Annotated in this window: 18 protein-coding genes and 3 tRNA genes; 8 read left to right on the top strand and 13 right to left on the bottom strand. The window is 72.0% G+C overall.

Going from position 1 to position 24320, the window contains the following annotated elements:
* Positions 1–23 precede the first annotated feature (23 nt).
* From ACZ7LT_RS27295 to ACZ7LT_RS27275, 5 genes are all read right to left on the bottom strand, one after another.
* A complete protein-coding gene (locus ACZ7LT_RS27295) occupies positions 24–1817 on the bottom strand; it encodes a gamma-glutamyltransferase family protein (RefSeq protein WP_471238754.1) in 1794 nt (597 codons plus the stop codon).
* Between the two features lie 74 nt (positions 1818–1891).
* Complete coding sequence (locus tag ACZ7LT_RS27290) at positions 1892–2770, bottom strand: PhzF family phenazine biosynthesis protein (protein WP_471238753.1); 879 nt, start codon at positions 2768–2770, stop codon at positions 1892–1894.
* The gene (locus tag ACZ7LT_RS27285; protein WP_471238752.1) at positions 2767–3648 is read right to left on the bottom strand and encodes an LLM class flavin-dependent oxidoreductase; all 882 of its coding nucleotides are present in this window, start codon (positions 3646–3648) and stop codon (positions 2767–2769) included. Before ACZ7LT_RS27285 ends, ACZ7LT_RS27290 begins: the two co-directional genes overlap by 4 nt.
* A gap of 52 nt (positions 3649–3700) precedes the next feature.
* Positions 3701–4651 carry a hypothetical protein gene (locus ACZ7LT_RS27280; protein WP_471238751.1) on the bottom strand — a complete coding sequence of 317 codons (951 nt, stop codon included), beginning with the start codon at positions 4649–4651 and terminating at the stop codon, positions 3701–3703.
* On the bottom strand, positions 4648–5082 hold the full coding sequence (locus tag ACZ7LT_RS27275) for a VOC family protein (protein ID WP_471238750.1): 435 nt from the start codon (positions 5080–5082) through the stop codon (positions 4648–4650). The genes ACZ7LT_RS27280 and ACZ7LT_RS27275 overlap by 4 nt, the downstream gene beginning before the upstream one ends.
* A 216-nt stretch (positions 5083–5298) precedes the next feature.
* On the opposite strand from ACZ7LT_RS27275, the gene ACZ7LT_RS27270 reads away from it, so the two are divergent.
* Positions 5299–5967 carry an O-methyltransferase gene (locus tag ACZ7LT_RS27270; protein ID WP_471238749.1) on the top strand — a complete coding sequence of 223 codons (669 nt, stop codon included), beginning with the start codon at positions 5299–5301 and terminating at the stop codon, positions 5965–5967.
* A 40-nt stretch (positions 5968–6007) separates the two neighbouring features.
* Here the strand turns inward: ACZ7LT_RS27270 and ACZ7LT_RS27265 are convergent, their stop codons facing one another.
* The 6 genes from ACZ7LT_RS27265 to ACZ7LT_RS27240 form a co-directional block, all read right to left on the bottom strand.
* On the bottom strand, positions 6008–7576 hold the full coding sequence (locus ACZ7LT_RS27265; RefSeq protein WP_019884145.1) for a 4-hydroxyphenylacetate 3-hydroxylase family protein: 1569 nt from the start codon (positions 7574–7576) through the stop codon (positions 6008–6010).
* 4 nt (positions 7577–7580) lie between these two features.
* Positions 7581–8165 carry a flavin reductase family protein gene (locus tag ACZ7LT_RS27260; protein WP_471238748.1) on the bottom strand — a complete coding sequence of 195 codons (585 nt, stop codon included), beginning with the start codon at positions 8163–8165 and terminating at the stop codon, positions 7581–7583.
* Entirely contained in the window at positions 8152–10113 is a 1962-nt protein-coding gene (locus tag ACZ7LT_RS27255; RefSeq protein WP_471238747.1) for an anthranilate synthase family protein, read from the bottom strand. Before ACZ7LT_RS27255 ends, ACZ7LT_RS27260 begins: the two co-directional genes overlap by 14 nt.
* A complete protein-coding gene (locus tag ACZ7LT_RS27250; RefSeq protein ID WP_471238746.1) occupies positions 10110–11330 on the bottom strand; it encodes a 3-deoxy-7-phosphoheptulonate synthase in 1221 nt (406 codons plus the stop codon). The genes ACZ7LT_RS27255 and ACZ7LT_RS27250 overlap by 4 nt, the downstream gene beginning before the upstream one ends.
* A 171-nt stretch (positions 11331–11501) precedes the next feature.
* Complete coding sequence (locus tag ACZ7LT_RS27245) at positions 11502–16118, bottom strand: non-ribosomal peptide synthetase family protein (RefSeq protein WP_471238745.1); 4617 nt, start codon at positions 16116–16118, stop codon at positions 11502–11504.
* Positions 16119–16164: 46 nt separating this feature from the next.
* Positions 16165–17961, bottom strand: a complete 1797-nt coding sequence (locus ACZ7LT_RS27240) for a non-ribosomal peptide synthetase (RefSeq protein ID WP_471238744.1) — start codon at positions 17959–17961, stop codon at positions 16165–16167.
* Positions 17962–18251: 290 nt separating this feature from the next.
* Between ACZ7LT_RS27240 and ACZ7LT_RS27235 the strand changes: the two genes are divergently transcribed.
* Positions 18252–18701, top strand: a complete 450-nt coding sequence (locus ACZ7LT_RS27235; RefSeq protein ID WP_471238743.1) for an SRPBCC family protein — start codon at positions 18252–18254, stop codon at positions 18699–18701.
* Between the two features lie 116 nt (positions 18702–18817).
* Here ACZ7LT_RS27235 and ACZ7LT_RS27230 read toward each other — a convergent pair whose 3' ends face one another.
* Positions 18818–20023, bottom strand: a complete 1206-nt coding sequence (locus ACZ7LT_RS27230; protein ID WP_471238742.1) for an MFS transporter — start codon at positions 20021–20023, stop codon at positions 18818–18820.
* Between the two features lie 292 nt (positions 20024–20315).
* Here ACZ7LT_RS27230 and ACZ7LT_RS27225 point away from each other — a divergent pair, with 292 nt between their 5' ends.
* From ACZ7LT_RS27225 to ACZ7LT_RS27200, 6 genes are all read left to right on the top strand, one after another.
* Positions 20316–20786, top strand: a complete 471-nt coding sequence (locus ACZ7LT_RS27225; RefSeq protein ID WP_471238741.1) for a MarR family winged helix-turn-helix transcriptional regulator — start codon at positions 20316–20318, stop codon at positions 20784–20786.
* 29 nt (positions 20787–20815) lie between these two features.
* The gene (locus ACZ7LT_RS27220) at positions 20816–21643 is read left to right on the top strand and encodes an SDR family NAD(P)-dependent oxidoreductase (RefSeq protein ID WP_471238740.1); all 828 of its coding nucleotides are present in this window, start codon (positions 20816–20818) and stop codon (positions 21641–21643) included.
* A gap of 63 nt (positions 21644–21706) precedes the next feature.
* Positions 21707–21778, top strand: a tRNA-Ala gene (locus ACZ7LT_RS27215).
* Positions 21779–21791: 13 nt separating this feature from the next.
* Positions 21792–21865: transfer RNA gene (locus tag ACZ7LT_RS27210), tRNA-Gly, on the top strand.
* 28 nt (positions 21866–21893) lie between these two features.
* Positions 21894–23237, top strand: coding sequence for an SDR family NAD(P)-dependent oxidoreductase (locus tag ACZ7LT_RS27205; RefSeq protein ID WP_471238739.1), 1344 nt, complete (start codon positions 21894–21896; stop codon positions 23235–23237).
* Positions 23238–23277: 40 nt separating this feature from the next.
* Positions 23278–23354 (top strand) — tRNA-Trp (locus tag ACZ7LT_RS27200).
* Positions 23355–23363: 9 nt separating this feature from the next.
* Here the strand turns inward: ACZ7LT_RS27200 and ACZ7LT_RS27195 are convergent.
* On the bottom strand, positions 23364–24224 hold the full coding sequence (locus ACZ7LT_RS27195; RefSeq protein WP_471238738.1) for a hypothetical protein: 861 nt from the start codon (positions 24222–24224) through the stop codon (positions 23364–23366).
* Between the last annotated feature and the right edge of the window lie 96 nt (positions 24225–24320).

Below are 24320 nucleotides of genomic sequence, written 5' to 3'. Positions count from 1 at the left end.
ACCTATGGTAGCAGTGCGCCCCCTCACCCGGCGACCGCGTACGCCTGCCCGCCGCGTGGACTCGCCGCCCCCAACACCATTCCGTCGCTGGTCAGGCCGGTCGCGCAGACCTTGCTCAGGGAGTAGTCCTCGACCAGCCGCACCTCGTGCCCGCGGCGGCGCAGACCCTCCACCGTTTCCGGTGAGCAGCCGCGCTCCATCACCACGGACCGGGGACGGTACTCCCGCGGCGTGAACGACGTGGGCACGTGCTCCGTGTGGAACGTCCGGGTCTCGATGGCGGCCTGCGGGCTCATGCCGTGCTCGGCGTGGTTGAGGAAGAACTGCAGCGTCCACTGGTCCTGCTGGTCACCGCCCGGCGTCCCGAACGCCAGATACGGCTGCCCGTAGCGCAGCACGAGCGAGGGGCTGAGCGTGGTGCGCGGACGCTTGCCCGGCGCGAGAGTGTTGGGGTGCCCCGGCGTCAGCGTCGCCATCTGGCCGCGCGTCCCGAGCGGGAAGCCGAGACCGGGCACCACCGGAGAGCTCTTGAGCCACCCGCCGCTCGGCGTCGCCACCACCATGTTGCCGTCCGCGTCGGTGGCCGTGACACAGCACGTGTCCCCCTTGGCCGCGGTCAGCTTCACGATCGCGGGGATGCCCTGCTCCAGCTCGGCCAACCACTCCGGCTCGGCCGGCGCGGTGGACGCGTCCCACAGCGGCGGCAGCAGCGGCTCCCGGCCGCCCGGCGCACCCGGCCGCAGCACCTCCGACGCCTCGGCGCCGATCAGCGCCCGGCGCGCCGCGGCGTAGGCGGGGTCGAGGAGCTCCTTCATCGGGACGTCCGCGTGCGCCGGGTCCCCGTACCACGCCTCCCGGTCCGCGAAGGCGAGCTTCGCGGCCTCGACGACGGTGTGGACGTACGCCTCGCTGCCCGGTCCCATCCCGGCCAGGTCGAACCCCTGGAGCAGCGACAACTGCTGGAGGAAGACCGGGCCCTGCGACCACGGCCCGGCCTTGTGCACGGTCAGACCCCGGTGTTCGAGAGTGAGCGGCTGCTCAAGGCCCGGCCGCCAGGCGGCCATGTCCGCGCCCGTGAGCAGCCCGCCATGGCGCCGCCCGGTCGAGTCGATCTCCTCGGCCGTCGCCAGATACCGGTCCACGGCCTCGGCCACGAAGCCTTCGTAGAAGGCCTTCACGGCCGCGTCGATCTGCCGCTCGCGGTCGGCTCCGGCCGCCTTCGCCTCGGCGAGCAGCCGCTTGTACGTCCCCGCGAGGACCGGGTTGGTCACCCGCTCACCGGGCTTGGGCGCGGCCCCGCCGCGCAGATAGGTGCGCCCCGACTCCTGCCAGTGGTCGCGGAAGACCTCGGCGAGCGCGTCGATCATCGCGGCCGCCTTCGGCAGCAGGGGATAGCCGCGCTCCGCGTAGCCGATCGCCGGTTCGAGGACCTCTTCGAGGCGCAGCGTGCCGAACTCCTTCAGCAGCCGCAGCCAGGCGCCGAACGCGCCCGGTACGACGGCCGGGAGCAGCCCCGAGCCCGGGACGGTGCTCAGTCCCCGGTCCTGGAACGCCTCGACGGTCGCGGCCCGCGGCATCGGCCCCTGCCCGCAGACCACGTCGACCGCGCCCGAACCGGCGCGGTGCGCGAGGATCGGGACGTCACCGCCGGGGCCGTTGAGGTGGGGCTCGACGACCTGGATGACGAAGGCGGCGGCGACCGCCGCGTCGAAGGCGTTGCCGCCCTTGTCGTACATACGCATGCCGGCGGCGGAGGCCAGCCAGTGGGTCGACGCGACGGCGCCCCGGGTCCCGTGCAGCTCCGGACGGAATAACACAGCCAGTTCCTCTTCTCTCGGTTCGTTCGACGACACAGTCCGGTGCGCGGGCGGCGCGCCGGACCGCCCGTCCGTCACACGCGCGCGGCCGTCGCGCCGGACGGCACCCGCATCCGGCCCTGCGCGACCGCGGCGACCTGCCCGAAGACCCCGGCCGCCACGGCCCGGGCGCCGCGCACGGTCACCGTGGACCGGAGCGTGGCGGGCCGGCCCATCTCGGCGCCCTGCAGGACGCGGTAGTCGTACGTGCCGTCGGCGCCGGGCAGCAGTCCGGCATGGGCGAGCCAGGCGCCGAGGCCGAGCGCGGCGGACGCGCAGGCCGGGTCCTCCGGCATCCCGTATCCGGGGGCGAAGACCCGGACCCGCGCGCAGCGGGTGGCCCGGTCGTAGGCGACGACGACCGCGTCCGGGCAGGTGTCCCAGACCGGCGCGGACGCGTCGCGCGCGGCGCGGGCCACCGCCTCGGCCCGTACGGGCAGGATGTGGAAGGCGGGCCCGAACCCGGCCTCGCACGGCCGGCCGACGAGGTCGTCGTCGGTCAGCCCGCAGGCGGCGAGCAGTGCGGCGTGGTCCCAGGTCCGCGGCGCCGGCGGCTCACCGCGGACGCCGAGGACCGCCCCCTGCGGCGACGCGTCGAGGCTGAGCAGCTTCCCGCCGCACTCCTGCACCACCGCACCGGCCGGTACCCGCCCGGTCCGTACGAGCGTCGCGGCCGTGCCCACCGACGAGTGCCCGCCGAACGGCGACTCACCGTCGGGCGTGAAGACCCGCACGCGGTAGGTGGCTTCCGGGGACAGGGGCGGCAGCACGAACGCCGTCTCGGTGAGGGCGATCTCCCCGGCCACGGCCCGCATGTCGCCGTCGCTGAGACCCGACGCGTCCGGGACGACGCCGAGGGCGCAGCCCGCGAACGGGGTGTCGGTGAACATGTCCACGATCTCGTAGTCGATCACCGGGTTCCTCCACCCGCCGTCAGTACCTCCGCCGCGATCCGCTCCAGCACCTTGAGGCTGCCCTGGTACGGGAACGACTCACGCGGCCAGTGCACCACGAAGTCCGTGATGCCGAGGTCGCCGAAGCGCCCGGCCGCGTCGCGGTACGCCTCCACCGAGTCGAGGGTCCCGCCGACCATGGCGCCGGTCAGCAGCAGCCGGCCGAGGGTCGCCGGATCGCGTCCCGTCCGCTCGCACGCCTCGTCCAGCCGGGCCAGTTGCTCCTTGACGGTGGCCAGGGTCTCCTCGTACGGCAGGGCGTCGAACCGGCCCGGGGTCCCGGCCGTGATCCATGTGGCGGCGTGCCGGGCCGCCAGCCGCATGCCCCGGGGGCCGGTCGCCGCGACGGCGAACGGCACCCGGGGGGCGGTCAGACAGCCAGGGTGCATGGGCACGTCCTCGACCGCGTAGTGCGTGCCCGTGTACGTGGTGACGCGCTCACGCAGCAGCGCGTCGAGCACGTCGACGAACTCGTCGAAACGCTCCGCGCGTTGGCGGGGCGTGCGCTCGGTGGGGTCGACGACCCGGTCGTCGAGGCCGCCCGCGCCGGCGCCGAGACCGCACACGAACCGGCCCTCCGCCACGTCCTCCAGGGTCATCAGCTCCTTGGCGAGCGTGACGGGGTGCCGGTAGGTCGGGGTGGCGACCATCGTGCCGAGGGTGATCCGTGAGGTGACGGCCGCCGCGGCGGCCAGCGTGGGCACCGCGCCGAACCACGGATCGTTCCGCAGCCACCGCCACATCAGCTGGTCGTAGGTCCAGGCGTGATCGAAGCCGAACTCCTCGGCGCGGACCCACTGTTGACGGGCCTCGCGCCAGCGGCGCTCCGGCAGAATCACGACTCCATGCCGCACTGTCTCTCCACTCGTTCGTCGGGGGCTGCCGCGCGCCTCAGCGCGCGGTGCCGTCCAGCAGGCGGGGGGTCAGGCCGGCGGCCGAGACGTCGGTCCGCAGGAGGATGGAGTGGAACTCCCGCTCGCAGGCCCGCACGTCCTCGGTGCGCAGCTCCTCGGGCAGCGCCGCGTCCTCCTCGGGCGTCAGGCCCGGGTACAGGCCGTTCGCCGCCACGTCCAGCCGTACGGCCCGCAGCCTGCGCCGGAGCTGGTCGACGAGGTCCGCGGTGGTGACGGGCGCGCGCAGGGTGAGGAAGTAGTTGTCGTAGACGAGCGCCTGCATCCCCGGGTGCTGCGGCCGTGAGGGGTGGGCCGCCGTCTCCTGGAGCAGCGAGCGGCCGTCGGGCACGAGCTTGGCGGCGACGCCGGAGTGCACCGCGTGGTACATCCGGACCTCACGGCCGAGCGCCTGGCCCTCGGGGGTGTCGTTCCAGGCGAACTTCTTGCCGCGCAGCAGGCCGCGCACCGGCGCGAAGTCGGGCGCCCAGGTGCCGCTGAAGCCGCGGTGCTGGAGGTACATGCTCGGCCGGATCACCGCCGCGTACACGTCCTTGGGGCAGGAGCTGGTGTAGAGCAGCATCGCCGTGTACGACCGGGTGAGCTCGGCCATCGCGGTCAGCGAGTCGGACGGGTCCGGGCGGGAGCGTGCCTGGTGCAGTGCGTGCGCGAGGAGCTGCCAGACGGCGAAGGTCACCTGATGGCCGGTGATCCAGCGGAACCAGAAGAGCTGGTGCGCCAGTTCGGCGGAGGCGGGCGCCGGCCCGGTGCGGGCGCACGCCGGCGACGCCGCCGCGGCGCCGGCGGGCAGGACGTCCGGCACTCCGTCGTCCGTGCCCGGCATGGGAGGCTCGGGGAGGGTGAGGGGTTCCAGGCCGTAGGGGAAGTCACCGAAGTCCCAGCCCTCGGGGGCGGGCAGTTCGCTGACCGTGCGTGCCGCACCGACGCTCATGCCGCCGCCTCCGGAACGTAGGTGAACTCGAACTCCAGGCCGTTGACGTCGAAGAGGTAACAGCTCTGCACCCCGTCGGCGTCGACCACGATGTCGGTCGGGGGTTCGTCGGTGGCGAACGCGTAGCGCCCGGACTCGTACAGTCGCAGCCAGCGCTCCCGCCAGGCCCGCAGCTCGGCCGGTGAGCCGGTGGACAGGCACAGATGCTGGAACTGGGCCTTGTTGCCGCCGGGCAGCTCCGGGGTGTGGCCGTCCCGCTCGAAGAGATGGAAGCGGACGTCGCCGACGGCGATCTCGGTGAGCCGGGTGATCCCCGGCAGCCGGCTGAGGGTGAGGTCGGAGAACGTGTCCAGGGACCAGGTCTGCGTGCAGCCGAAGAATTCCTTGTACCAGGCGAGGCAGTTGTCCAGATCACGGGTCTGGACGCCCATGTGGTGGAGTTTGGGTATGAGTAAGTTTCCGGACATTGGCTGTGTGCTCCAATCCGACGGGGAGTTGCAATACCTCCGCGATCGACAGACTAGTCAGCCGCGAGAAGTTCGGTCAACGGGCCATGAGAATTGATTCTGAATTGGCTCGGCGGGAATTCTGATGAAGTCTCGATTCCCTTCTTGCCATTACCGGTTGTGTCATGAAACATGAATCTCATGACACAAGAGCAGTGGAATGCTGTCGACGGATACTTCAACTCCCTTCTCATCGAGGAGGACGACGCGCTCGCAGCCGCCGCCCAGGCGCACATCGACTTCGAACTCCCTGATCTGGCCGTCGCCAGGAACCAGGGGAAGCTGCTGCATCTGCTCGCCCGGATCCACGGCGCCCGGCGCGTCCTGGAGATCGGCACGTTCGGCGGGTACAGCACCATCTGGCTCGCCCGTGCGCTGCCCGAAGGCGGCCGGCTGGTGACGATAGAGTGGGAGGCCTCCTTCGCCGAGGCCGCCGCCGCCCACATCGAACGGGCCGGGGTCTCCGGGGTCGTCGAGCAGCACGTCGGCAAGGCCCTGGACATCCTGCCCACCCTCGCCGACAGCGGCGCCGACCCCTTCGACCTCGTCTTCATCGACGCCAACAAGCCCGACATCCCCGAGTACTTCAGCTGGGCGCTGAAGCTCTCACGGCCCGGCGGGGTCGTCGTCGTCGACAACGTCGTCCTCGGCGGGGCGGTCGCCGACCCGGACCACCAGGACCAGGGCGTCCAGGGCGTGCGCCGCTTCCACGACATGCTCGCCGAGGAGCCGAGGGTGACCGCCACCTCGATCCAGACTGTGGGGGCCAAGGGGTACGACGGCTTCACGCTGGCACTGATCTCCTCCTGAGCGGGACGGGGTGGCGGCCGCCGGACGCCACCCCACGGGGTCAGTCCAGGTCCGGGCGGATCAGATCGGGCGCGGTCCACCCGTCGAGGTCGTACTCCGCCATGCACTCCTCGGCGAAGCCGCGGTACTGGTCGACCAGACCCGAGGCGGTCTGCGCGAGCAGCAGCTCGATCCGCACGCTCTCGTGGTTGCCCGAGTAGTTGCGCTCGTACAGCTCGTGGCGCCCCGCGAATTCGGTGCCGACCGAGTCCCAGATCAGCTTCATCAGCTTGACCCGCTCCACCGAGTCGTAGCCGTTCGAACCCCGCATGAACCGGTCCAGATACGGCCGCAGTTCCGGCTCCGCGAAGTCCTTGGCATGGGAATTGAGATAGATGAGACCGCTGCTGAGGTCCTGCAGGATGATCTCGCGGATTCGCGGGTAGCCGATCGTCATGAACCAGCGGTACGCCATCCCGTAGTCGAGGTTCGGCAGCAGCGCGCCGTCGTGCCATTCGTTCGGGTTGTGCGCCATGGCGTCGCTCAGCGCCCAGAACATGTTCCGCCAGGCGAGCACCTCGCCGACCCGGGTCTGAATTCCCCGGAAGTCCTTCGTGCCGGTGACGTCCAGACCCTTCAGGAGCAGACCCGCCAGGAAGTCCAGCTTCACCGCAAGCCGGGTCACACCGTGGAAGGTCAGACGGTGGGTGAAGCCGGACGAGGTGAGGAACGTGCCCGCCTTCGCCGTGTCGCCGTAGATGAAGACGTTCTCCCAGGGGATCTTCACCTTGTCGAGGATGAAGATGGTGTCGTTCTCGTCCAGCCGGCTCGACAGCGGGTAGTCGAACGGGCTGCCCATCCGGCTCGCCGCCAGCTCGTAGGACTGACGGCAGATCAGCTTCACCCCCGGCGCGCCCATCGGCAAGGTCGCCACCAGGGCGAACTCCTTCTTCTTCACCGGCAGTCCGTAGTGCGCCACGAAGTTGAAGTGGGTCAACGCCGATCCCGTTGCCACCACCTTGGCGCCGCTGACGATCAGACCGTCGTCGGTCTCCTTGTCCACATGGACGAAGACGTCGTCGACCTCGTCCGGCGGCCGGTGCCGGTCCACCGGCGGATTGATCACCGCGTGGTTCCAGAACAGCACCTTCTCCTGCGCCTCCGCGTACCAGCGGCGGGCGTTGTCCGCGAACTCGCCGTAGTAGCCCGGGTTCACCCCCAGCGTCACCAGGAAGCTCGCCTTGTAGTCGGGGCTGCGGCCCATCCAGCCGTACGTCAGCCGCGCCCAGGCGGCGATCGCGTCCCGGTCCCCGACCAGATCCTCGACGCTGCGCGGCGCGCGGTAGAACTTGTGCGTGAAGCCGTCGCTGCCGGTGTCGGTCGGCGCGGTCAGCGTGGCCTGGTGCTCGGGGTCGTGCAGGGCGTCGTACAGCCGGGCCGTCATCCGCACGGTGTTGCGGAACGCCGGATGCTTGGTGACGTCGTCGACCTTCTCGCCGTACGCCCAGATCTCCCGGCCGTCGCGGATGCTCTCGATGTACTCGTCCCCGGTCAGCGGACGCGTGACGCGCGGGGCCTTCGCCTCGCCGGCGGCGCCGGCCGGGCCGGGCTCCTCGATATGACGGGTCATGTCCCTACTTCCGTGTCTCATGACGCATGACGAACTGCTCGGCGGGGCCCGGACCGTCCAGGCTCAGGGACCACGCGGAGGCGAAATGGTCGGCGGCCAGGCGGGGGAACGCACCGCGGAAGAACAGCAGCGGCCGGCCGCCCGGCGCCGCGACGTCCTCGACCCGGGCGACATGCAGCGTGTGGTCGCCGCCGTCGTAGGTGCGCCACGGCCGGCAGACCAGATGCCCCACCGTGCCCTCCAGACGCGGGTACGCACCGGCCTCGTCCCGCCACGGCACCTCGCGGGCCATCGGCCGCCCCGCGAAGTGCAGGGCCACCTCCCGCTGCCGCTCGCCCAGGATGTTGATGACATAGCCGCCGTCGTCCAGCAGGGCGGCCGTCCGGCTGCGCCGGTCGAGGGCGACCAGCACCAGCGGCGGATCGAGCGACACCGACGTGAAGGCGTTCACCGTCGCGCCGTGCACGACCGAACCCCGGCGGAAGGTGATGACGGTGACGCCGGTGCCGAAGAGGCCCATCAGACCGCGCAGCGCGGCCGGATCCACCGCCCGCGCGGGTACCTCCGCCACGGTCTCAGGCGTGCTCATAGGTGTCCCCTCCCCGTCCATGCGCCAGCGCACGGCCCCAACTGGCCGTCCACAGCGCTTCGTTGACCAGGCCCTGGAGGATCCGCGGGCCCTCCTCGGTGAGGAACGACTCGGCATGGAACTGGATCGTGGAGAGCCCCGGCCCGCGCAGCGCGATCACCTCACCGCCGCCACCCCGCTGCACCTGGACGTCGCGGCCGTGGCCCAGCCGCCCGGTCCAGTCGTCGTCGGCCCGCGCGGTGAAGCTGTTGTAGAAACCCACCAGCCGCTCCTCGCCCCACAGCGGCACCCGCATCCGGCGCCCCTGGCGTGGCTCGGCCAACCGGACCAGGGGCAGCCCGAGCACCCCGCAGACCACCTGATGCCCCAGGCAGACCGCCGCCAGCGGCAGCCGGTGCGCGAGGCGGTGCTCGGCCAGCGAGCGCAGCGCGGCCACCCGTGCATCTGCCCGGTCGCGCGGATCGCCCGGACCCGGTCCGAGCAGCACCACACCGTCCGCCCCGGCCACACAGGCCGCCTCCCGCCAGGGCACCACCTCCACCCCGCACCCGAGCGACCTCAGCTGATGGGTGAGCATCCACGTGAACCGGTCCTCGGCGTCCACGATCGTGACCGGGACGCCCGGCGGGACCGGTCCGCCGTCCCGGTCCCGTACCGCCACCGGGCCCTCCAGCCAGAAGGCCGCGACGCCCGCGTTACGGGCATCGAGGGCGGCCCGCACCGCGGGCGCCGAGGCGAGCGGCGGATCGGCCGGTGCCCCGGCCGCCGCACCGCCCGGCCGTGACAGGGCGCCGAGGAAACCCGCCACCTTCGCGGACGTCTCCATCGCCTCGGCGCGGGGCACCGAGTCGCGCACGATCGTCGCGCCCGCCGCCAGCCGCAGCGACCCGTCCTCGGCGATGTCGGCCGTCCGCAGGACGATCGCCGAGTCCAGGGCCCGCTCGCCCCGCGCCCGCTCCACCAGGGCGATCACGCCGCTGTAGTAGCCCCGGCCGCCCGGCTCGTAGCGGGCGATCACCCGGCAGGCGTTCTCCAGCGGGCTGCCCGTCACCGTCGGCGCGGGCATGGTCGTGCGCAGGATCTCGGTCATCGGCCGGTCCGAGCGGCCGTGCAGGAAGTACTCGGTGTGCGCGAGGCGCGACATCCACTTCAGCGACGGCCCCGACACCGTGACCCCAGGACCGCACAGCGCCGTCATCATCTTCAGTTCTTCGTCGACGACCATGTACAGCTCGTGGGTCTCCTTCGCGTCCCGCAGGAAGCGCAGCAGACCGGGGAGTTCGGCGCCCTGGACGGGATAGCGGTAGGTCCCGCTGATCGGGTTCATCGACACCTCGGCGCCCCGGACCCGCACATGCTGCTCGGGCGGGCTGCCGATCAGATACCGCTCGCCGGTGTACACCAGGAACGTCCAGTACGCCCCGCTCTCCGCGGTCAGCAGCCTCCGCAGCACCGCCAGCGCCGCCGTCCGGTCGAAGCCCCGGATCCGGCCGCGCAGGCTGCGGGCGAGCACGAAGTTGGAGCCCTCGCCGCCGTGGATCTCCCGCCGCACCAGAGCGCCGGCCGCCGCGGCGTACGCCTCGTCGTCCATGTCGAAGCGGGCGCCCTCGACGTTCACCGCGCGCTCCGGCAGCAGACCGAGGAAGTCCGTGAGCGGCATTCTGCGCCGCTCGCGGACATCCATGGCCAGCAGCCGTTCGCCGTCGTCCGGGGCGTCGAAGCCCCTCTCGCGGATCTGCCGGTACGGAGCGAGCAGCAGCGTGGCACGGGTGTCCTGCCCGTCCGTCCTGTCCGTCCCGTCCAGGTCAAGACCCGCCAGGGTCTCCGCCCCGCGTACCGGACCTGACAGGACCTCCACCACGTCCGGGTGGCCCGCGCCCGGCCGGTGCAGCACCGCGAACGGCTCCCCCTCCGGGGGCAGCGGAGCTCCGGCCGCCCAGGCGCTCACGCCGCGGCCTCCAGCGCCGGCAGCCGCCAGTAGGCCGTGGCGGCCACCGCCTGGAGCAGGTTGAGCCGCGGATCGCACAGCGTCGTGTAGCCAGGACCCCGTACGGGGGTGTAGCCCGCGCCGTCGCACTCGGCGATGTCGTACGGCGAGGACTCCAGATGGAGCCCCGCGCACACCCCGCCGCCCTCCGACACGATCTCCACGAACTGCCGGATCTCCGACATGATCGCGTCCAGCCTGCGGGTCTTGAGCCCGTCCGCCGTCCGCTCGCCGTTGCCGTGCATCGGGTCGCACAGCCACAGCACCGGATACCCGGCCCGCCGCACCTCCCGCACCAGCGGCGCGAGAGCACCGACCCGCCCTGCCCCGAACCGTGCGACGAGCGTGAGCCGGCCCGGAGTGCGCAGCGGGTCCAGCGTCGCGCACAGCGCCCGTATCTCCTCGACGGTGGTGGCCGGACCGACCTTGCACGCCACCGGGTTCTCCAGCTCCGCGAGGAGCCGTACGTGCGCGCCGTCGACCTGCCGGGTCCGCTCACCGATCCACGGCCAGTGAGTGGTGGCGAGATAGCTGCCACCGCCCGGATGCCGGCGCACCATCGGCACCTCGTAGTCCAGCAGCAGTGCCTCATGGCTGGTCCACACCCGGGTCGCGTCGGCCGCGCCCTCGCCGCGCCCCAGGGTGTCGATCGCCCGCACCGCCCGGCGGGCGGCGCGGTAGCCGGCGAGGACCCGGGACGGGTCGGGCCGCCTCGCCTCCGGCGTCGGCTCGGGGCCGTTGACCATCGGGCCCCGGAAGACGGGCAGCGCGGTGCCCTCGTACATCTCCTCGTCCTGCGAGCGGGGTTTGACGAACTGCCCGGCGATCCGGCCGACCCGGATCACCGGCCGGCCCGCGCCGGTGCGCACGATGTCGCTGAGGACGTCGAGCATCTCGGCCTTCTTGGCGACGGCCTCCGGCACGCACTCCGCCGGGTCCTCGGCGCAGTCGCCGGCCTGCAGGACGCAGAACTCGCCGGCGGCGGCCCGCGCGAGCAGCCCGCGCAGGGCGCGCACACTCTCGTAGCTCACCAGCGGGGGAGCCGAGGCCAGCTCGGTCTGGACGGCGGCAAGACGGCTCGCGTCCGGCCACTCGGGTTGCTGCCGGGCCGGCAGACCGGCCACGGCGGAGGCGATCAGGGTGTCGTGTTCCGTGCGGGGGAAAGAGCTTCTGGGCATGTGGGAGCCTTCACTGTCCCGCGGCGGGCCGGCTGGCCCGCCGGCGGATGCCTGGCGATGGAGGTGGGGGGTGCGGGCCCGGTCAGGCCGGGCCGTCCGCGGCGTCGTTGCCGTCGAGCTCAGCCGTCGAGCTCAGCCGTCGTACTCACTCGTGGAGCTCACCGGTGTGGCTCACCGGTGGAGCTCACCCGTGGAGCGGAAGTAGCGGATCATCCGGGAGATCGCCTGTTCGTCGATGGCCGGGTACGTCAGTCCGAGGCCCGCCAGCAGACGCGTGGTGGTGTCGTTGCCGTACCGGTCGTCGCCGAGTTCGAGCGCGCCCTCCCGGAACAGCGGGACGGCCGCGGCCAGAGCGTTGCCGCCGGGCCGGCGCGCCGACTCCTCCAGCCGGGTCAGCCACTCCTCGGCCGGCTCGACGGTCAGGGGATAGCCCTCGGCGCGGATCGCGTCGTGGACGGGGGTGAAGTCGGAGCCTTCGGGGTGGAAGAGATGCAGGGTGCGGTTCTCGGCGGCGGGATCGAGGGAGAGCGCGACGACAGCCCGGCCGACGAAGTCCACTGGCAGCAGATCCGTCGTCAGCTCCGCCGCCGGAGGCGCCGAGCCCAGCTCGACGAAGCTCTTGATCTGCCGCCACAGGAAGTCGTCGGCCTGGCAGGCGCCGGTGACGCTGTCACCGGAGATACGCCCGATGCGGTACACCGTGACCGGTACGCCTCGGCTCCTCGCCTCCCCGGCGATCCGCTCGGCCACCCACTTGCTCTGTGTGTAACCGATCCCCAGCTTCTCCGGCGCGTCCGGCACCACGTCCTCGGTGAGCACCGCGCCGTCGCGGGCCTCGCCGGGGGCGAAGACGGCGATCGTCGACATGTAGTGCAGCTGTTTCGGCCGGGTCGTGGCCGCGAACTCCACCACCCGCAGCATCCCGTCGACGTTCGTCGGCTTCACCGAGGCGTATGGCAGCACGAAGTTGATGTGCGCGGCGGCGTGGTAAACCACCTCGACCGTGGCCGTAAGACCGGTGTACACCGCCTCGGCCAGACCCCAGCGCTCACGGGACAGATCGCCCGCCACCGCCCGGACCCGCTCCCACGCCACCGACTCCACGAGGCCGTACCGCGCGGCCGTGGACCGCAGCCGCTCCAGCGCGGCGGCCTCGTCCCCGGCACGCACCAGGCAGTGGACCGTACGCCCCGGCAGCGCCGCCAGTTCCCGCAGCAGGTACACCCCGAGGAATCCGGTCGCGCCGGTGAGCAGGATCTCGCGCGCCTCGGCGGCGGGGACCGGTGCCCCGGCGGCGGCCCTCAACTCCTCGGGCAGCCGTACGTCGGCCCGCAGATCCGGCCGCAGGACCGGACCTGGACTACCGCCGTCCTGGAGCCGGGCGGCCATGCCGGCCACGGTCGGGTTGTCGAACAGCACCCGCAGCGGAATGTCGGTGTCGAAGACCCGGCGCAGCCGGTACACCAGCTCGGTGGCGATGATCGAATTGCCGCCGAGGGCGAAGAAGTCGTCGTTCCGCCCGACGGCCGCAGCCTTGAGGACATCGGCCCACTCGGCGGCGATCCGCTCCTCCACCCCGGGCCGGGGCGGCTGCGCCACCACCGGCGTCCGGGTCCGCGCCTCGCCGATCCGGGCCTCGATGAGACCGGGCAGCGCCTTACGGTCGATCTTGCCGCTGGGGGCGGTCGGGATCCTGTCGACCGGGACGAGCAGCGCGGGCACCATGTAGTCCGGCAGGAACGCCGAGAGCTCCCGCCGCAGGGCACCGGGGTCGTCCTCGCCGCGCGCGCCTTCGACGACGGCGACCAGCCGCCGGTCGCCGGGCCCGAAGTCGACGGCCGCGACCGCCGAGGCCTCGATCCCGCCCAGCCTGTCGAGCGCCGCCTCGATCTCGGTGGGCTCCACGCGGTACCCGCGGATCTTGATCTGGTGGTCGATGCGCCCGAGGTACTCCAGGTCCCCGGCGGCGTTCCACCGCACCAGGTCGCCGGTGCGGTACATCAGGTCGCCCGGTTCGCCGAACGGGTCCGGGACGAAACGCCGTTCCGTCTCTTCGGGTCGTCCGTGGTAGCCGGGGGAGAGGACCGGACCGCCGATGTACAGCTCTCCGGGCACGCCCGAGGGCACCAGCTCCCGGTGCGGTCCGAGCACGACCAGCCGCACCCCGTCGACCGGCCGTCCGATGGCGGGCGCCTCCGGCCAGGACGACGGCGGCCCCGACAGCGGGTGCCAGCTGGCGAGATGGGTCTCCGACGGACCGTACATGTTCACCAGCCGGGCCCGGGGATGACGGGTGAAGAACTCCCGTATCTGCGGCGACACCACCAGCGCCTCGCCCACCGAGGTGATCTCGCGCAGGGCGTCGAACCGCAGGCCGGAGGCGACCGCGAGGGACGCGAACTGCTGGAGCGCGATGTACGGCAGATACATCCGGGTGATCCGCCGCTCGGCGACGAACCCGGCCAGGGCGTGCAGGTCCTTCTGGAGCTCCTCCGGGATCAGCGCGAGCTGCCCGCCGACGCAGAGGGTGCCGAGGATCTCCATCACCGACACGTCGAACGACAGCGTCATGTACTGCAAGGTGATGCCCTGGGCGCCTTCCGGGGAGCAGCGGTGCTGCGCGGCGACCAGGTTGGAGACCGTACGGTCGTCGATCACCACGCCCTTGGGCGCGCCGGTCGAGCCCGAGGTGTGGACGACGTAGATCTCGTCGTCCGGCGTCTTGACCCGTCCCGGTGTGGTCCGCGCGGCGCGGGCGATCCGCTCCACGTGCCGGTCCAGCGCGAACAGGTCGAGCCCGTCGGGGAGTTGACCGGCGACCGAGCTGTCGGTGACGACGAGGGAGACTCCGGCGTCGGCGAGGATGTACGCCACCCGGTCGCGCGGATAGGACGGGTCGACCGGGACGTACGCGGCGCCGGACTTCAGGATCCCGAGCAGCGCGGTGACCATGCCGAGCGACCGGGGCAGGAAGACGCCCACCCGGCTGCCCGCCCCGATTCCCGACTCCCGCAGGATGTGCGCGAGTTGGTTGGCGCGCTCGTCGAGCTCGCGGTAGGTCAGGCTCTCGCCGCCGTGGGTGAGGGCGATCGCGTCGGGGGCGGCGGCCGCCCGTGCCTCGAACAGCTCCGTCACCGGCACCGCCTCGGCGGCCCGGGCCACCCGGTCGCCCCGGGCCAGCAGCGCGCGCTCCTCGTCGGGGCCGAGCATGCTCAGCTCCCGCAGCGGCGCGTCGGGCCGGGCGACGAACCCCTCCACGACGTGCCGGAACCGCGCGCCCATGGCCCGTACGGTCGACTCGTCGAAGAGATGGGAGTCGTACTCCAGCATGCCGTGCAGCCCGTCCGGGTCCCGGTCGAAGACCAGCGACAGGTCGTACTTCGCGCCATGGCCTCCGCCGCGCTCGATCCGCAGCTCCGTTCCGGCGTGCCGCAGCCGGCCCGAACCGGTCTGTGTCAGCACCAGCATGGTCTGCACGAGCGGGGTGTAGCTGCTGCTGCGCCGGGGCTGGAGGCGCTCGACGACCTTGTCGAAGGGCGCCCACTTGTGGCGCAGGGCGTCGGTGACCTCCTCGCGCGCCAGGCGCAGCACGTCCCGGACCGTCATCCGGTCGTCGATCTCCTGCTGGAGGACGACCAGATTGACGAAGTAGCCCACCAGGTCCTGTGTTTGGGGATCGTCCCGCAGGGAGACCGGGCTGCCGATCAGGACGCGGCGCCGTCCGGTGTGGCGGGCGAGGAAGACGGCGTACGCGGCGAACAGCGCCATGAAGAGGGTGACGTCCTCCTCGGCGGCGAGCTCCTCGAACGCGTCGGCGAGACCGGCCGGGAGGCTGAAGGTGACCGTGCCGCCCTCGTGCCGTTGGACGGCGGGCCGGGGCCGGTCCGTCGGCAGGTCGAGGACGGGCAGCTCACCGGAGAGCTTGTCGGCCCAGTGGTCGAGCAGCTTCGCGAGGGCGGGCTCGGGCAGCCGCTCGCGGTACCAGTACGCGAAGTCCGCGTACGTGGGCCGCTCCGGGGCGGCCACCACAGGCAGGCCCTGACCGATCCGCTCGTAGGCGTCGAGGAGTTCCCGCACGAAGACACCTGCCGACGCGGCGTCGGAGGCGATGTGGTGGATGTTGCAGATGAGGGTGGACTCGCCGTCCGGGCCCAGTGCGCAGACCACGGCGGTCAGCGGTCCGTGCTCCAGGTCCAGGCGGAGGTTGGCCACCTGGTGCAGCAGCGCGTCGCGTTCCTTGTCGTCGGCGTAGTGCTCGACCGCGAAGTGGAAGAGGGAGTCGTCCTCCGAGACGACCGCGAGAAGCTTTCCTTCCATCAACGAATACCGGGTCCGCAGCGCCTCCTGGCGCCGCAGCGTCCCGGAAACCGCTCCACGTAATCGCTCCGGATCCACCGCGAAAGGCAGCCGGACGGAAAAAGGGCCGTTGTACGCGGCGGGGTTGGGCAGATATTGGTCGATGAGCCAGATGCCGTGCTGTCCGTACGACGCCTCGGCGGCTCCCTCGACGCGCGGCGCGGATCCGGCCCTCAGCTCCGGCGCTCCGGTGCCGGTCCGGCGGCGGTCGATGTGCTCCATGACCTTGGCGACCGTGTCCGACGTGCGCAGCCGCGCACCGGTGACGTCCACTGCGAAAACGGCTTCGAGCACCGTGGCGAGCCGGTCGAGCCGGTCCGTCGGGTCGGGCTCGGGGCATTTCTCGACAAAGGATTCGTCGGGGCGCAGTCCGACGATTCCCATGGTCTGGCGGGTCAGATCGAGCAGGGCGGTTTCCAGTGGATTGTTCACCGGTTCCTCTGTCCTCCGAAGGGTTTCACCAGCCGCGGAAGGCGATTTACTGCGCCTGTGCGGTGGAATCCCGACCCGCGCTGCGCGACTCCTCGACGAAACGGGTCAGCTTCTCCACGGTGCCGTGCCGGAAGACATCCTCGGTGGCCACGTCGACCCCGAATATCTTCTGCAGCCGGGAGGCGAGCTGGACGAAGTGCAGCGAGTTTCCGCCGTGTCCCAGGAAGGAGTCGGTGGTGCTGAATTCGTCGACTCCGGAGATGTCCTTCCACGCCTGGAGGACCACCGACTCGAGCGGATTCTGCATGACGGTGTCACCTTTCGCTGAGGGGTCGGCTTTCGCCGAGGGGCCGGCCGGGGCGGCCGGGTCGGTGAGAGCGGTGCGGTCGACCTTGCCGTTCACATTGGTCGGCATGGCGTCGAGGTGCCGGAAGGTCGAGGGCACCATGTACGAGGGGAGCTGCGCGCCCAGACGGGCGGCGAGGTCCTCCGGGTCGGCGGCCCGGCCGTCCGCCGTCGTGTAGAAGGCGGTGAGGGCCTTGCCGCCCAGGCCGTCGGGGAAGGCCTTGACGACCACGTCCCGGACACCGTCGAGGGAGCGCAGGGCGAGGGCCACGGCGGTGGTCTCCACGCGGTAGCCGCGGATCTTGACCATGCTGTCGGACCTGCCGACGATGACGATGTCACCGTCGGGTGTGGCGCGGGCCAGGTCACCGGTGAGATAGCGCGGCAGGCCGTCCGGCGCGGTGACGAACTTCTCCGCCGTCAGCTCCGGCCGGCCCAGGTAGCCGAGGGCGAGTCCGGTGCCGCCGACCGCCAGCTGGCCGGTCGTGCCGGGTCCGCACGGCCGCAGGTCGTCGTCGAGCACGTCCAGCGTGACGGTGGGCAGCGGCCGGCCGATGGGCACCCGGTCCGCCTCGCGTACGTCGTCGGCGGAGCGGATCGGGTACACGGCCGTGATCGAGGAGTTCTCGGTGCAGCCGTAGCCGTTGTAGATCGTGGCGGGGGTGAGCGCCGCGGCCCTCTCCAGATGCTCGGGGGAGGGGAAGTCCCCGCTGAGCAGGACGATCCTGAGTCCGGCGAGGCTGTCGGGTTCGTTGTCCACGAGGACGTTGAAGAGCCCGCAGGGCAGGCACAGCACGCTTACGCCGTGCCGTACGACGGCGTCGCGCAGCACCGCCAGGGACGGCAGCCCGGGCGGCATGACGACCAGCTTCGCGCCGTGCAGCAGCGCCAGCCAGATCTCGATGGTGGAGGCGGCGAAGGAGAACGCGGCGGACTGCACGAGGCAGTCGTCGGGGCGGATGTCGAGCACTCCGCTGTGCGGCCCGAGCCGGGCGAGTCCCCGGTGCGCGATCCGTACGCCCTTCGGCTCGCCGGTCGAGCCGGAGGTGAAGAGGAGGAACGCCGTGCTCAGCGGCCCCGGCGCCGCGCGCGGGTCGGTGTCGTCGAGGTCCGCGCTCGCCTCGGCGAGCGCGCCCACGGCGAGGCGTGAGCCGCGGACGGTCTCGGGCAGCTGGTCCGTGTCGTCGTGGACCACCGTGTGCAGAGACGATTCTTCGGCGATACGGGCGAGGAACGGCGCCGGATGCTCGGGGTTGAGCGGTACGACACAGCCACCGGCCTTCAGAACGGCGAGGGTGACGGCGTACAGCTCCAGGGACCGGGCCAGGTGGACCCCGACGGGGGTGCCGTCGCCCACTCCGGTCGCGCGCAGCCGGCGGGCCATGCGGTTCGCCCGTCGATTCAGCTGGGCGTAGGTGAGAGCCTCGTCGCCGAAGGCGAGGGCCGTTCTCTCTCCATGGGTGCGGACGATCCGCTCGAACAGAGTGGTTAATGTCAAGGAATCGTCAACGGCTAACGGACTTGAATCCTTCTCCATGCGCAAAGGTCCCTCTGGGTCGATTCAGCGCGGATTCTGCGACGTCAGAAGCGGTTCAGATCAGGATGGTTGTCGTACAGAAATTACCCTAGGTGTGAGGTAGTTGGAGTGTCAACCCTGTTTGGAATGAGTCGGTGACGGTGTGTCAATTCAAACGAGGTGGTTGCCGGACGGAAATTAGTTGGACTTGATCACGGGCTAGCTTCCCTCATATGGTTGCCACTCGGCAATCATTAGAGAGAGGAGCCGGTATGTGGGAGTACGAGCGCACCGAGGATGCGGAGGTCTCCAGGGCGGCGGTCTGGCCGTGGTACAGCCAGGTCGGGCTCTGGGCGCAATGGGACGACGAGGTGCGGGAGGTGGAGCTCGACGGCCCGTTCGCCGAAGGGGTGACGGGACGGCTCACGCTGAAGGGGCAGGAGCCGGTGCCCTTCCGGCTCACCGATGTCGAGGAGGGGGTGTGCTTCACCACCTGGACCCCGGTCCCCGGTGCGGAGCTGCGCTTCACCCACCGGCTGGCGGACCTGCCCGGCGGCGGCACCCGCATCACCCATCAGGCGGCGATCGAGGGCCCCGGCGCCGCCGGACTCGTCCCCGTGCTCGCCCCCTCCATCGAAGCCGGGCTGCCCGTGGCGCTGCGGTCACTTGCCCGAACGGCCGCCCGCGGAGGCGCTGTGGGATCGTCCGACGTGAGCGGCTGACGCACATGGCCGACGCGCGAACGTCGCGCGGATGACCCGCAGTTGACGCACGGATGGCGAGGCCCGTTCGCTCCCGCGACCGCGGGAGCGAACGGGCCTGTGCGGTGGGGCCGGGGCTAGCGCACCGGCTCACGGTCGGCGGCGGTCGCCTGCCCGGCCGCCTCACGCCGGTCGCCCGCGGCCGGCCGGCCGCCCTGGCCCAGCGCGGGCAGCAGGGACAGCAGTCCGGCCAGCGCCATCGCCGCGCCCACCCACAGCGGTGCGCGCAGCCCCATCTCGGCGCTGATCGCCAGCCCGGCCACCCAAGGCCCCAGTGCCACACCGACGTTGACCGCCGAGGCGTTCACCGTCGACACCAGCGGCCCGTCGTCGGCCAGCCGCATGACCCGTACGCCGAGTGCGGGGTTGAGGGGGAGGCCGATGACCCCGAGGACCGCCACAGCCGCGACGGTGGCGGGCTTGTTCTCCGCCACCAGCGCGAAGACGGCGAGCACGGCGGTCAGTCCGGCCAGCCCGTACAGCAGCACGGGCATCATGAACCGGTCGGCGAGCCGGCCGGTGACCATGTTGCCGGCGATGGTGCCGATGCCGAACAGCGCGAACAGCAGCGGCGTCACCCCGGACGGGAAGCCGGTCAGCTCCTCGAAGATCGGGGCGAAATAGCTGAAGGCCGCCACCACCGAGCCGATGACCAGGGCGTTGGTGCCGTACGCGGCCCACAGGGCGCGGTTGCGGAACGAGTCGAGCTCGCCGCGCAGGTTCACCTTCTGCGGTACGGGGGAGTCGGGCACGCGCGCCCACACCAGCAGGGCGCAGAGCGCCGCGAGCGCGGCGAGTCCGTGGAAACTGGCGCGCCAGCCGAAGTGCTGGTCGACGAAGGCCGCGACGGGAAGCCCGACGACCTGCGCCACCATCATGCCGCTCATTAGCACGGACAGGGCGCGGGCCCGCATGTCCGGGCCCACCAGGCGGGCGCTGACGGCGACGGCGATGCCGTAGAAGGCGGACGCGGCGAGCGCGGTGACGACACGGGAGACGACCAGCACCCAGTAGTCCTGGGCGACGGCGCCCAGCAACTGGCCGGCCACGAACACCAGAAGCAGCCCGATGAGGGCCTTCTTGCGGGACGCGCGCAGCAGCGCGACCGTGAGCAGTGGTCCGCCGACGACCATCGTGAGGGCGAAGACGGAGACCAGATATCCGACGGACGACACGGAGACGCTGAAGGCCTCGGAGATGCTGGGCAGCAGTCCGGCGACCATGATCTCGGTGGTGTTGACGCAGAAGACGCCGACGGCGAGGACGGCGATGGCTAAGGGCATGATGCTCCACCAGCGGGAAGGAGGGGTGTGGTTGCCGAGCGACAAACGCTTTCAAGGGCGGCTCACGATAGCATTGGTTTCCGATCGGAAACGATTCCTCAAGTTCGACCGTGCGCATGTTCGGTTTGGGTGACACGTGTGGTTTGTGGCGGCCTGGGGTGAGTGGGAAGCGTTGTTTCTTCTGGGCAACTGTTCGGTCGTGGTGATCTCCTGCCGGGACGGGCCCGCGCACACTTAGGATGTGGGTCTGATCGAGACACCCAGCCGCCCTCCGACCAGCGAAAGTGCCCTCATGACGAGATCCGATGCCTCGCCGGACCTGCCGGGCGAGCCCAGTGAGCTGGAGAACGCGCTGTCGCACCTGCAGTGCGTCCTGGTCGCCCGCCGGACCCGCTCGAACCCGGAGGGCGTCACCTGGCAGCAGTACGACGTGCTCGAACTGCTCCGCATCCGGGGGGCGATGACCCCCTCGGTCCTGAGCGCCTCCCTCGGGGTGTCCCGGCAGACGACCTCCAAGGCGCTGCGCGTCCTCAAAGACCTCGACCTGGTCGTCCAGGAGGCCATCGGCGAGGACCGCCGCGAGCTGACGACCTCCCTCACCCCGACCGGCTGGGCGTTCCTCGCCCGGGTGGCCCAGCAGCGCCGGGACAACGCCCGCATCGCGACCGCCGCCCTCAGCGCCGGCGAGCGCGCCATGTTCGTCGAGCTGTGCGAGAAGGTCGTCGCGGCCTTCGAGTCCCAGCTCGAACCGGTCGACTCCTGACGCTCCACCCACCCGGAGGCCCCCCCGCCATGACCGATCAGCGCGTGTACATCGTCACCGGCGGAGGCACCGGAATCGGGGCCGCGACCGCCCGCCTCCTGCGCGCGGCCGGGCACCATGTCGTCGTCTCCGGGCGCCGGGAGGAACCCCTGCGGCGGATCGCGGCCGAGACCGGAGCCCTCGCCCACCCCTGCGACATCGGCGACCGGGCCGCCGTCGAAGAACTGGTCGCCGCGGCCGTGTCCGCCTACGGACGGCTCGACGGAGTCGTGCTCAACGCGGGCGTCGGGCGCGGCGGTGCGGTGGGGACGCTCTCGGACGAGGACTGGGCCCTCGTCCTCACCACCAACCTCACCGGCCCCTTCCTCCTGCTGCGCGCCGCCGTCCCGCATCTGCTGGAGACCCGGGGCTCCGTGGTCGCCGTCGCCTCCGTCTCCGCGCTGCGCAGCGGCGTCGCCAACGCCGCGTACGCCACCTCCAAGGCCGCGCTGCTCCAGCTCTGTCGCTCCGTCGCCGTCGACTACGGCCCCCAGGGCGTCCGCGCCAACACCGTCTGCCCCAGCTGGGTCCGTACCGACATGGCCGACCGGCGCATGGCACGCTTCGCCGACGAGGCCGGGCTCGGCGGCGAAGGGGTCGACGCGCTCGACGCCGCCTACGAGGAGGCGACCCGGCTCGTTCCGCAGCGCCGCTCCGGAGAGCCCCGTGAGGTCGCCGAGGCCATCGGCTGGCTGCTCTCGCCCGCCGCGTCGTTCGTCAACGGCGCCGTCCTCACCGTCGACGGCGGAGTCAGCGTCGTCGACCCCGGCACGGTCGCCTTCGACTTCACGATCACCCCCCGCGGTTCCGCGGACTGAACCGGCCCGCCCCCGCCTCGGGTGATCACCCACGAAATCGAACGGTAGGATTTCCGGCGCTGTCCGGACGTAGCGCAGAGGCAGGCGCACCGGTCTCGCAGGTCGGGCACGCCGGTTCGAATCCGGCCGTCCGGGCAGTGCACACCGTGGCCTCCGTAGCGCAGGGGCAGGCGCGCCGTCCCCTCCAGGACGGACACACCGGTTCGAATCCGGTCGGGGCCGCGGACCATTCGAACGGGGGGCAGGGGCGGTGGCCGAACACATCAGCGACGAGGAACTCGCCGCCTTCGACCGTACGGTGCGCAAGCTGCGCGACCTCCCCGCCGACGACCCGGTACGCCTGCGCGCCGAACAGGTCGCCGCCTCCTTCGCCCGCGAAGGACGGCAGCGCCGCCGCAAGCACCGCAACGACGCCCGTGCCGAGGCCGACTCCGCCGTCATGGCCGCCACCGCCACCGGCGCGCTCACCCGCCGCGAGGACGCCCCCCTCGACACGGCGGAGAGCGTCGGCACCGCCGGGCGCTACCTGCGCCCCCGCCGCTGCTACGTCTGCAAGGGGCTCTACCAGCAGGCCGACGCCTTCTACCACCTGCTCTGCCCGGACTGCGCCGCCGACAACACCGCCCGCCGCTCACTGAGCACCGACCTGACCGGCCGCCGGGCCCTGCTCACCGGCGGCCGGGTCAAAATCGGCTTCCAGCTGGCGCTGATGATGCTCCGCGACGGCGCGGAACTCCTGGTCACCAGCCGCTTCCCGGCCGACACCCTGAACCGCTTCCGGGCCGCGCCGGGCAGCGAGCGATGGCTGCACCGGCTCACCGTCGTCGCCGTCGACCTGCGCGACCCCCGCCAGGTCCTCGGCCTGTGCGAGCGGCTGCGGGAGGACGGCGAACCCCTCGACATCCTCGTCAACAACGCCGCCCAGACCATCCGCCGCCCACCCGAGTCGTACGCGGCGCTCGCCGCGGGGGAGAGCGCCACGCTCCCCGAGGGCGCCTGGCAGGCCCCCGGCTACACGCCCATGCGCGCCCTCGAAGCCCCCTCCGCCCATGGCGCACTCGCCCTGGTCCTGGCCGAGGCCGACGAGGCAGGGCTGCTGCCCGACCGCGCGCCCGCCAACTCCTGGTCCGCCCGCATCGGCGAGCTGGACCCGGCCGAGCTCCTGGAGACCCAGCTCGTCAACGCGCTCGCCCCGGCCCTGCTCGTCGACCGCCTGCTGCCGCTGCTGCTGGCCTCGCCCCGGCCGCACCGCTACATCGTCAATGTGACGGCGGTCGAGGGCCGGTTCACCGTACGCCGCAAGACCTCCGGACACCCGCACACCAACATGGCCAAGGCCGCGCTCAACATGCTCACCCGCACCAGCGGACCCGAACTGGCGGCGCAGGGCGTCCATATGTGCAGCGTCGACACCGGCTGGATCACCGACGAGAACCCCCTGCCGGCGAAGCTCCGGATCGCCGCGGCCGGCTTCCGTACCCCCCTGGATGTCGTGGACGGAGCGGCACGCGTCTACGACCCGATCGTGCGGGGCGAGGCGGGCGCGCCCGCGGCGGGCGTGTTCCTCAAGGACTACCAGGAAGCGGCATGGTGAGGCGCTCACCCGTCTGCGTGATCTAGGATCAGCCCCAAGGGCGGGGTCGTAGCGCAGAGGCAGGCGCATCCGGTCTCCAAAACCGGACCACGCTGGTTCGAATCCAGCCGCCCCGCCCCCCTTCCGCTACACCGTCACCGGTCGTCCGGCCGCCGCCTCGAAGAGCTCCGGGACCGTTCCCCGGAAGTCCCCCAGCAGCCCGGCCACTGCCTCCCAGGCCTCCACGTCCCCGCCCAACGTCCCCCGCACCAGGGGCCGGAGTACCTCCACGGCCTCCGGCAGACGAGCGGGGAACGCCCAGGGGCCGGTGTCCAGCGTGGCCAGCACCACGCGCGCGTGGCGGCCCTCGCGCGCGTACTCCCCAGGCCCGTCGAAGATCCCGCCCGCCCGCATCCGGTGGGCGAAGCCCGGGTGGTCGGAGAAACGTGCGCGCAGCGGCAGCGGACAGTCGATCCGCAGGGCCAGCGCCCACCGGGCGAAGCCCGGCAGCGGCCGGGCCGCGTCGGCGTCGGCGACCCGCGGCCAGTCCTCGCGGGTGACCGCGCCTGCCGCGCGGCGGCCCTGGCTCATGGTGGTCGCCGAGCGCAGCGCGGGGATCGGCCCGCCCGGGCCGAAGTCCACAAGACCGTCGGGCAGTCCCTCCCCGCGCAGCGCCTCCACCACCGGGATCCGGCCCGTGGCGCCGGGGCCGAACGGCACACCACGCAGGATCTCCCGCCGGATCGGCGCGCTCACCCCGGCGCGGTATACGACCTCGTTGAGCTCGGGCCGGTCGGCCTGGAGCATCCACAGATAGACGGAGTCCGGCAGGACATAGGCGCCGACCAGCCGGGCCGCCTCCCGGGCGGTGCCGGGTATCCCCGCCCCCGCGGGCCGCGCCGCCTCCGGCAGCCCGATCCGCCGCCGCGCCCGCCGCGCGTCGTCCGCGTCGGCCAGAGAGAGCAGCAGATGGAGCGCCCGGCTCGTGACGGAGTCAAGAAAAAGCACGCCCGATCCTCCCCGAAAATCCGATGACGGGCCGATCATGCCAGGTCGCAGCCGGTGAGCGGATGGGTGCGCCGGCCCGCCGTCCGGGGTCCGGCG

The sequence above is a fragment of the Streptomyces sp. NPDC039465 genome, from assembly GCF_055639315.1.
The sequence above is the reverse complement of the archived record's forward strand: the minus strand, read 5'-3'. Positions and strand labels throughout refer to the sequence as shown.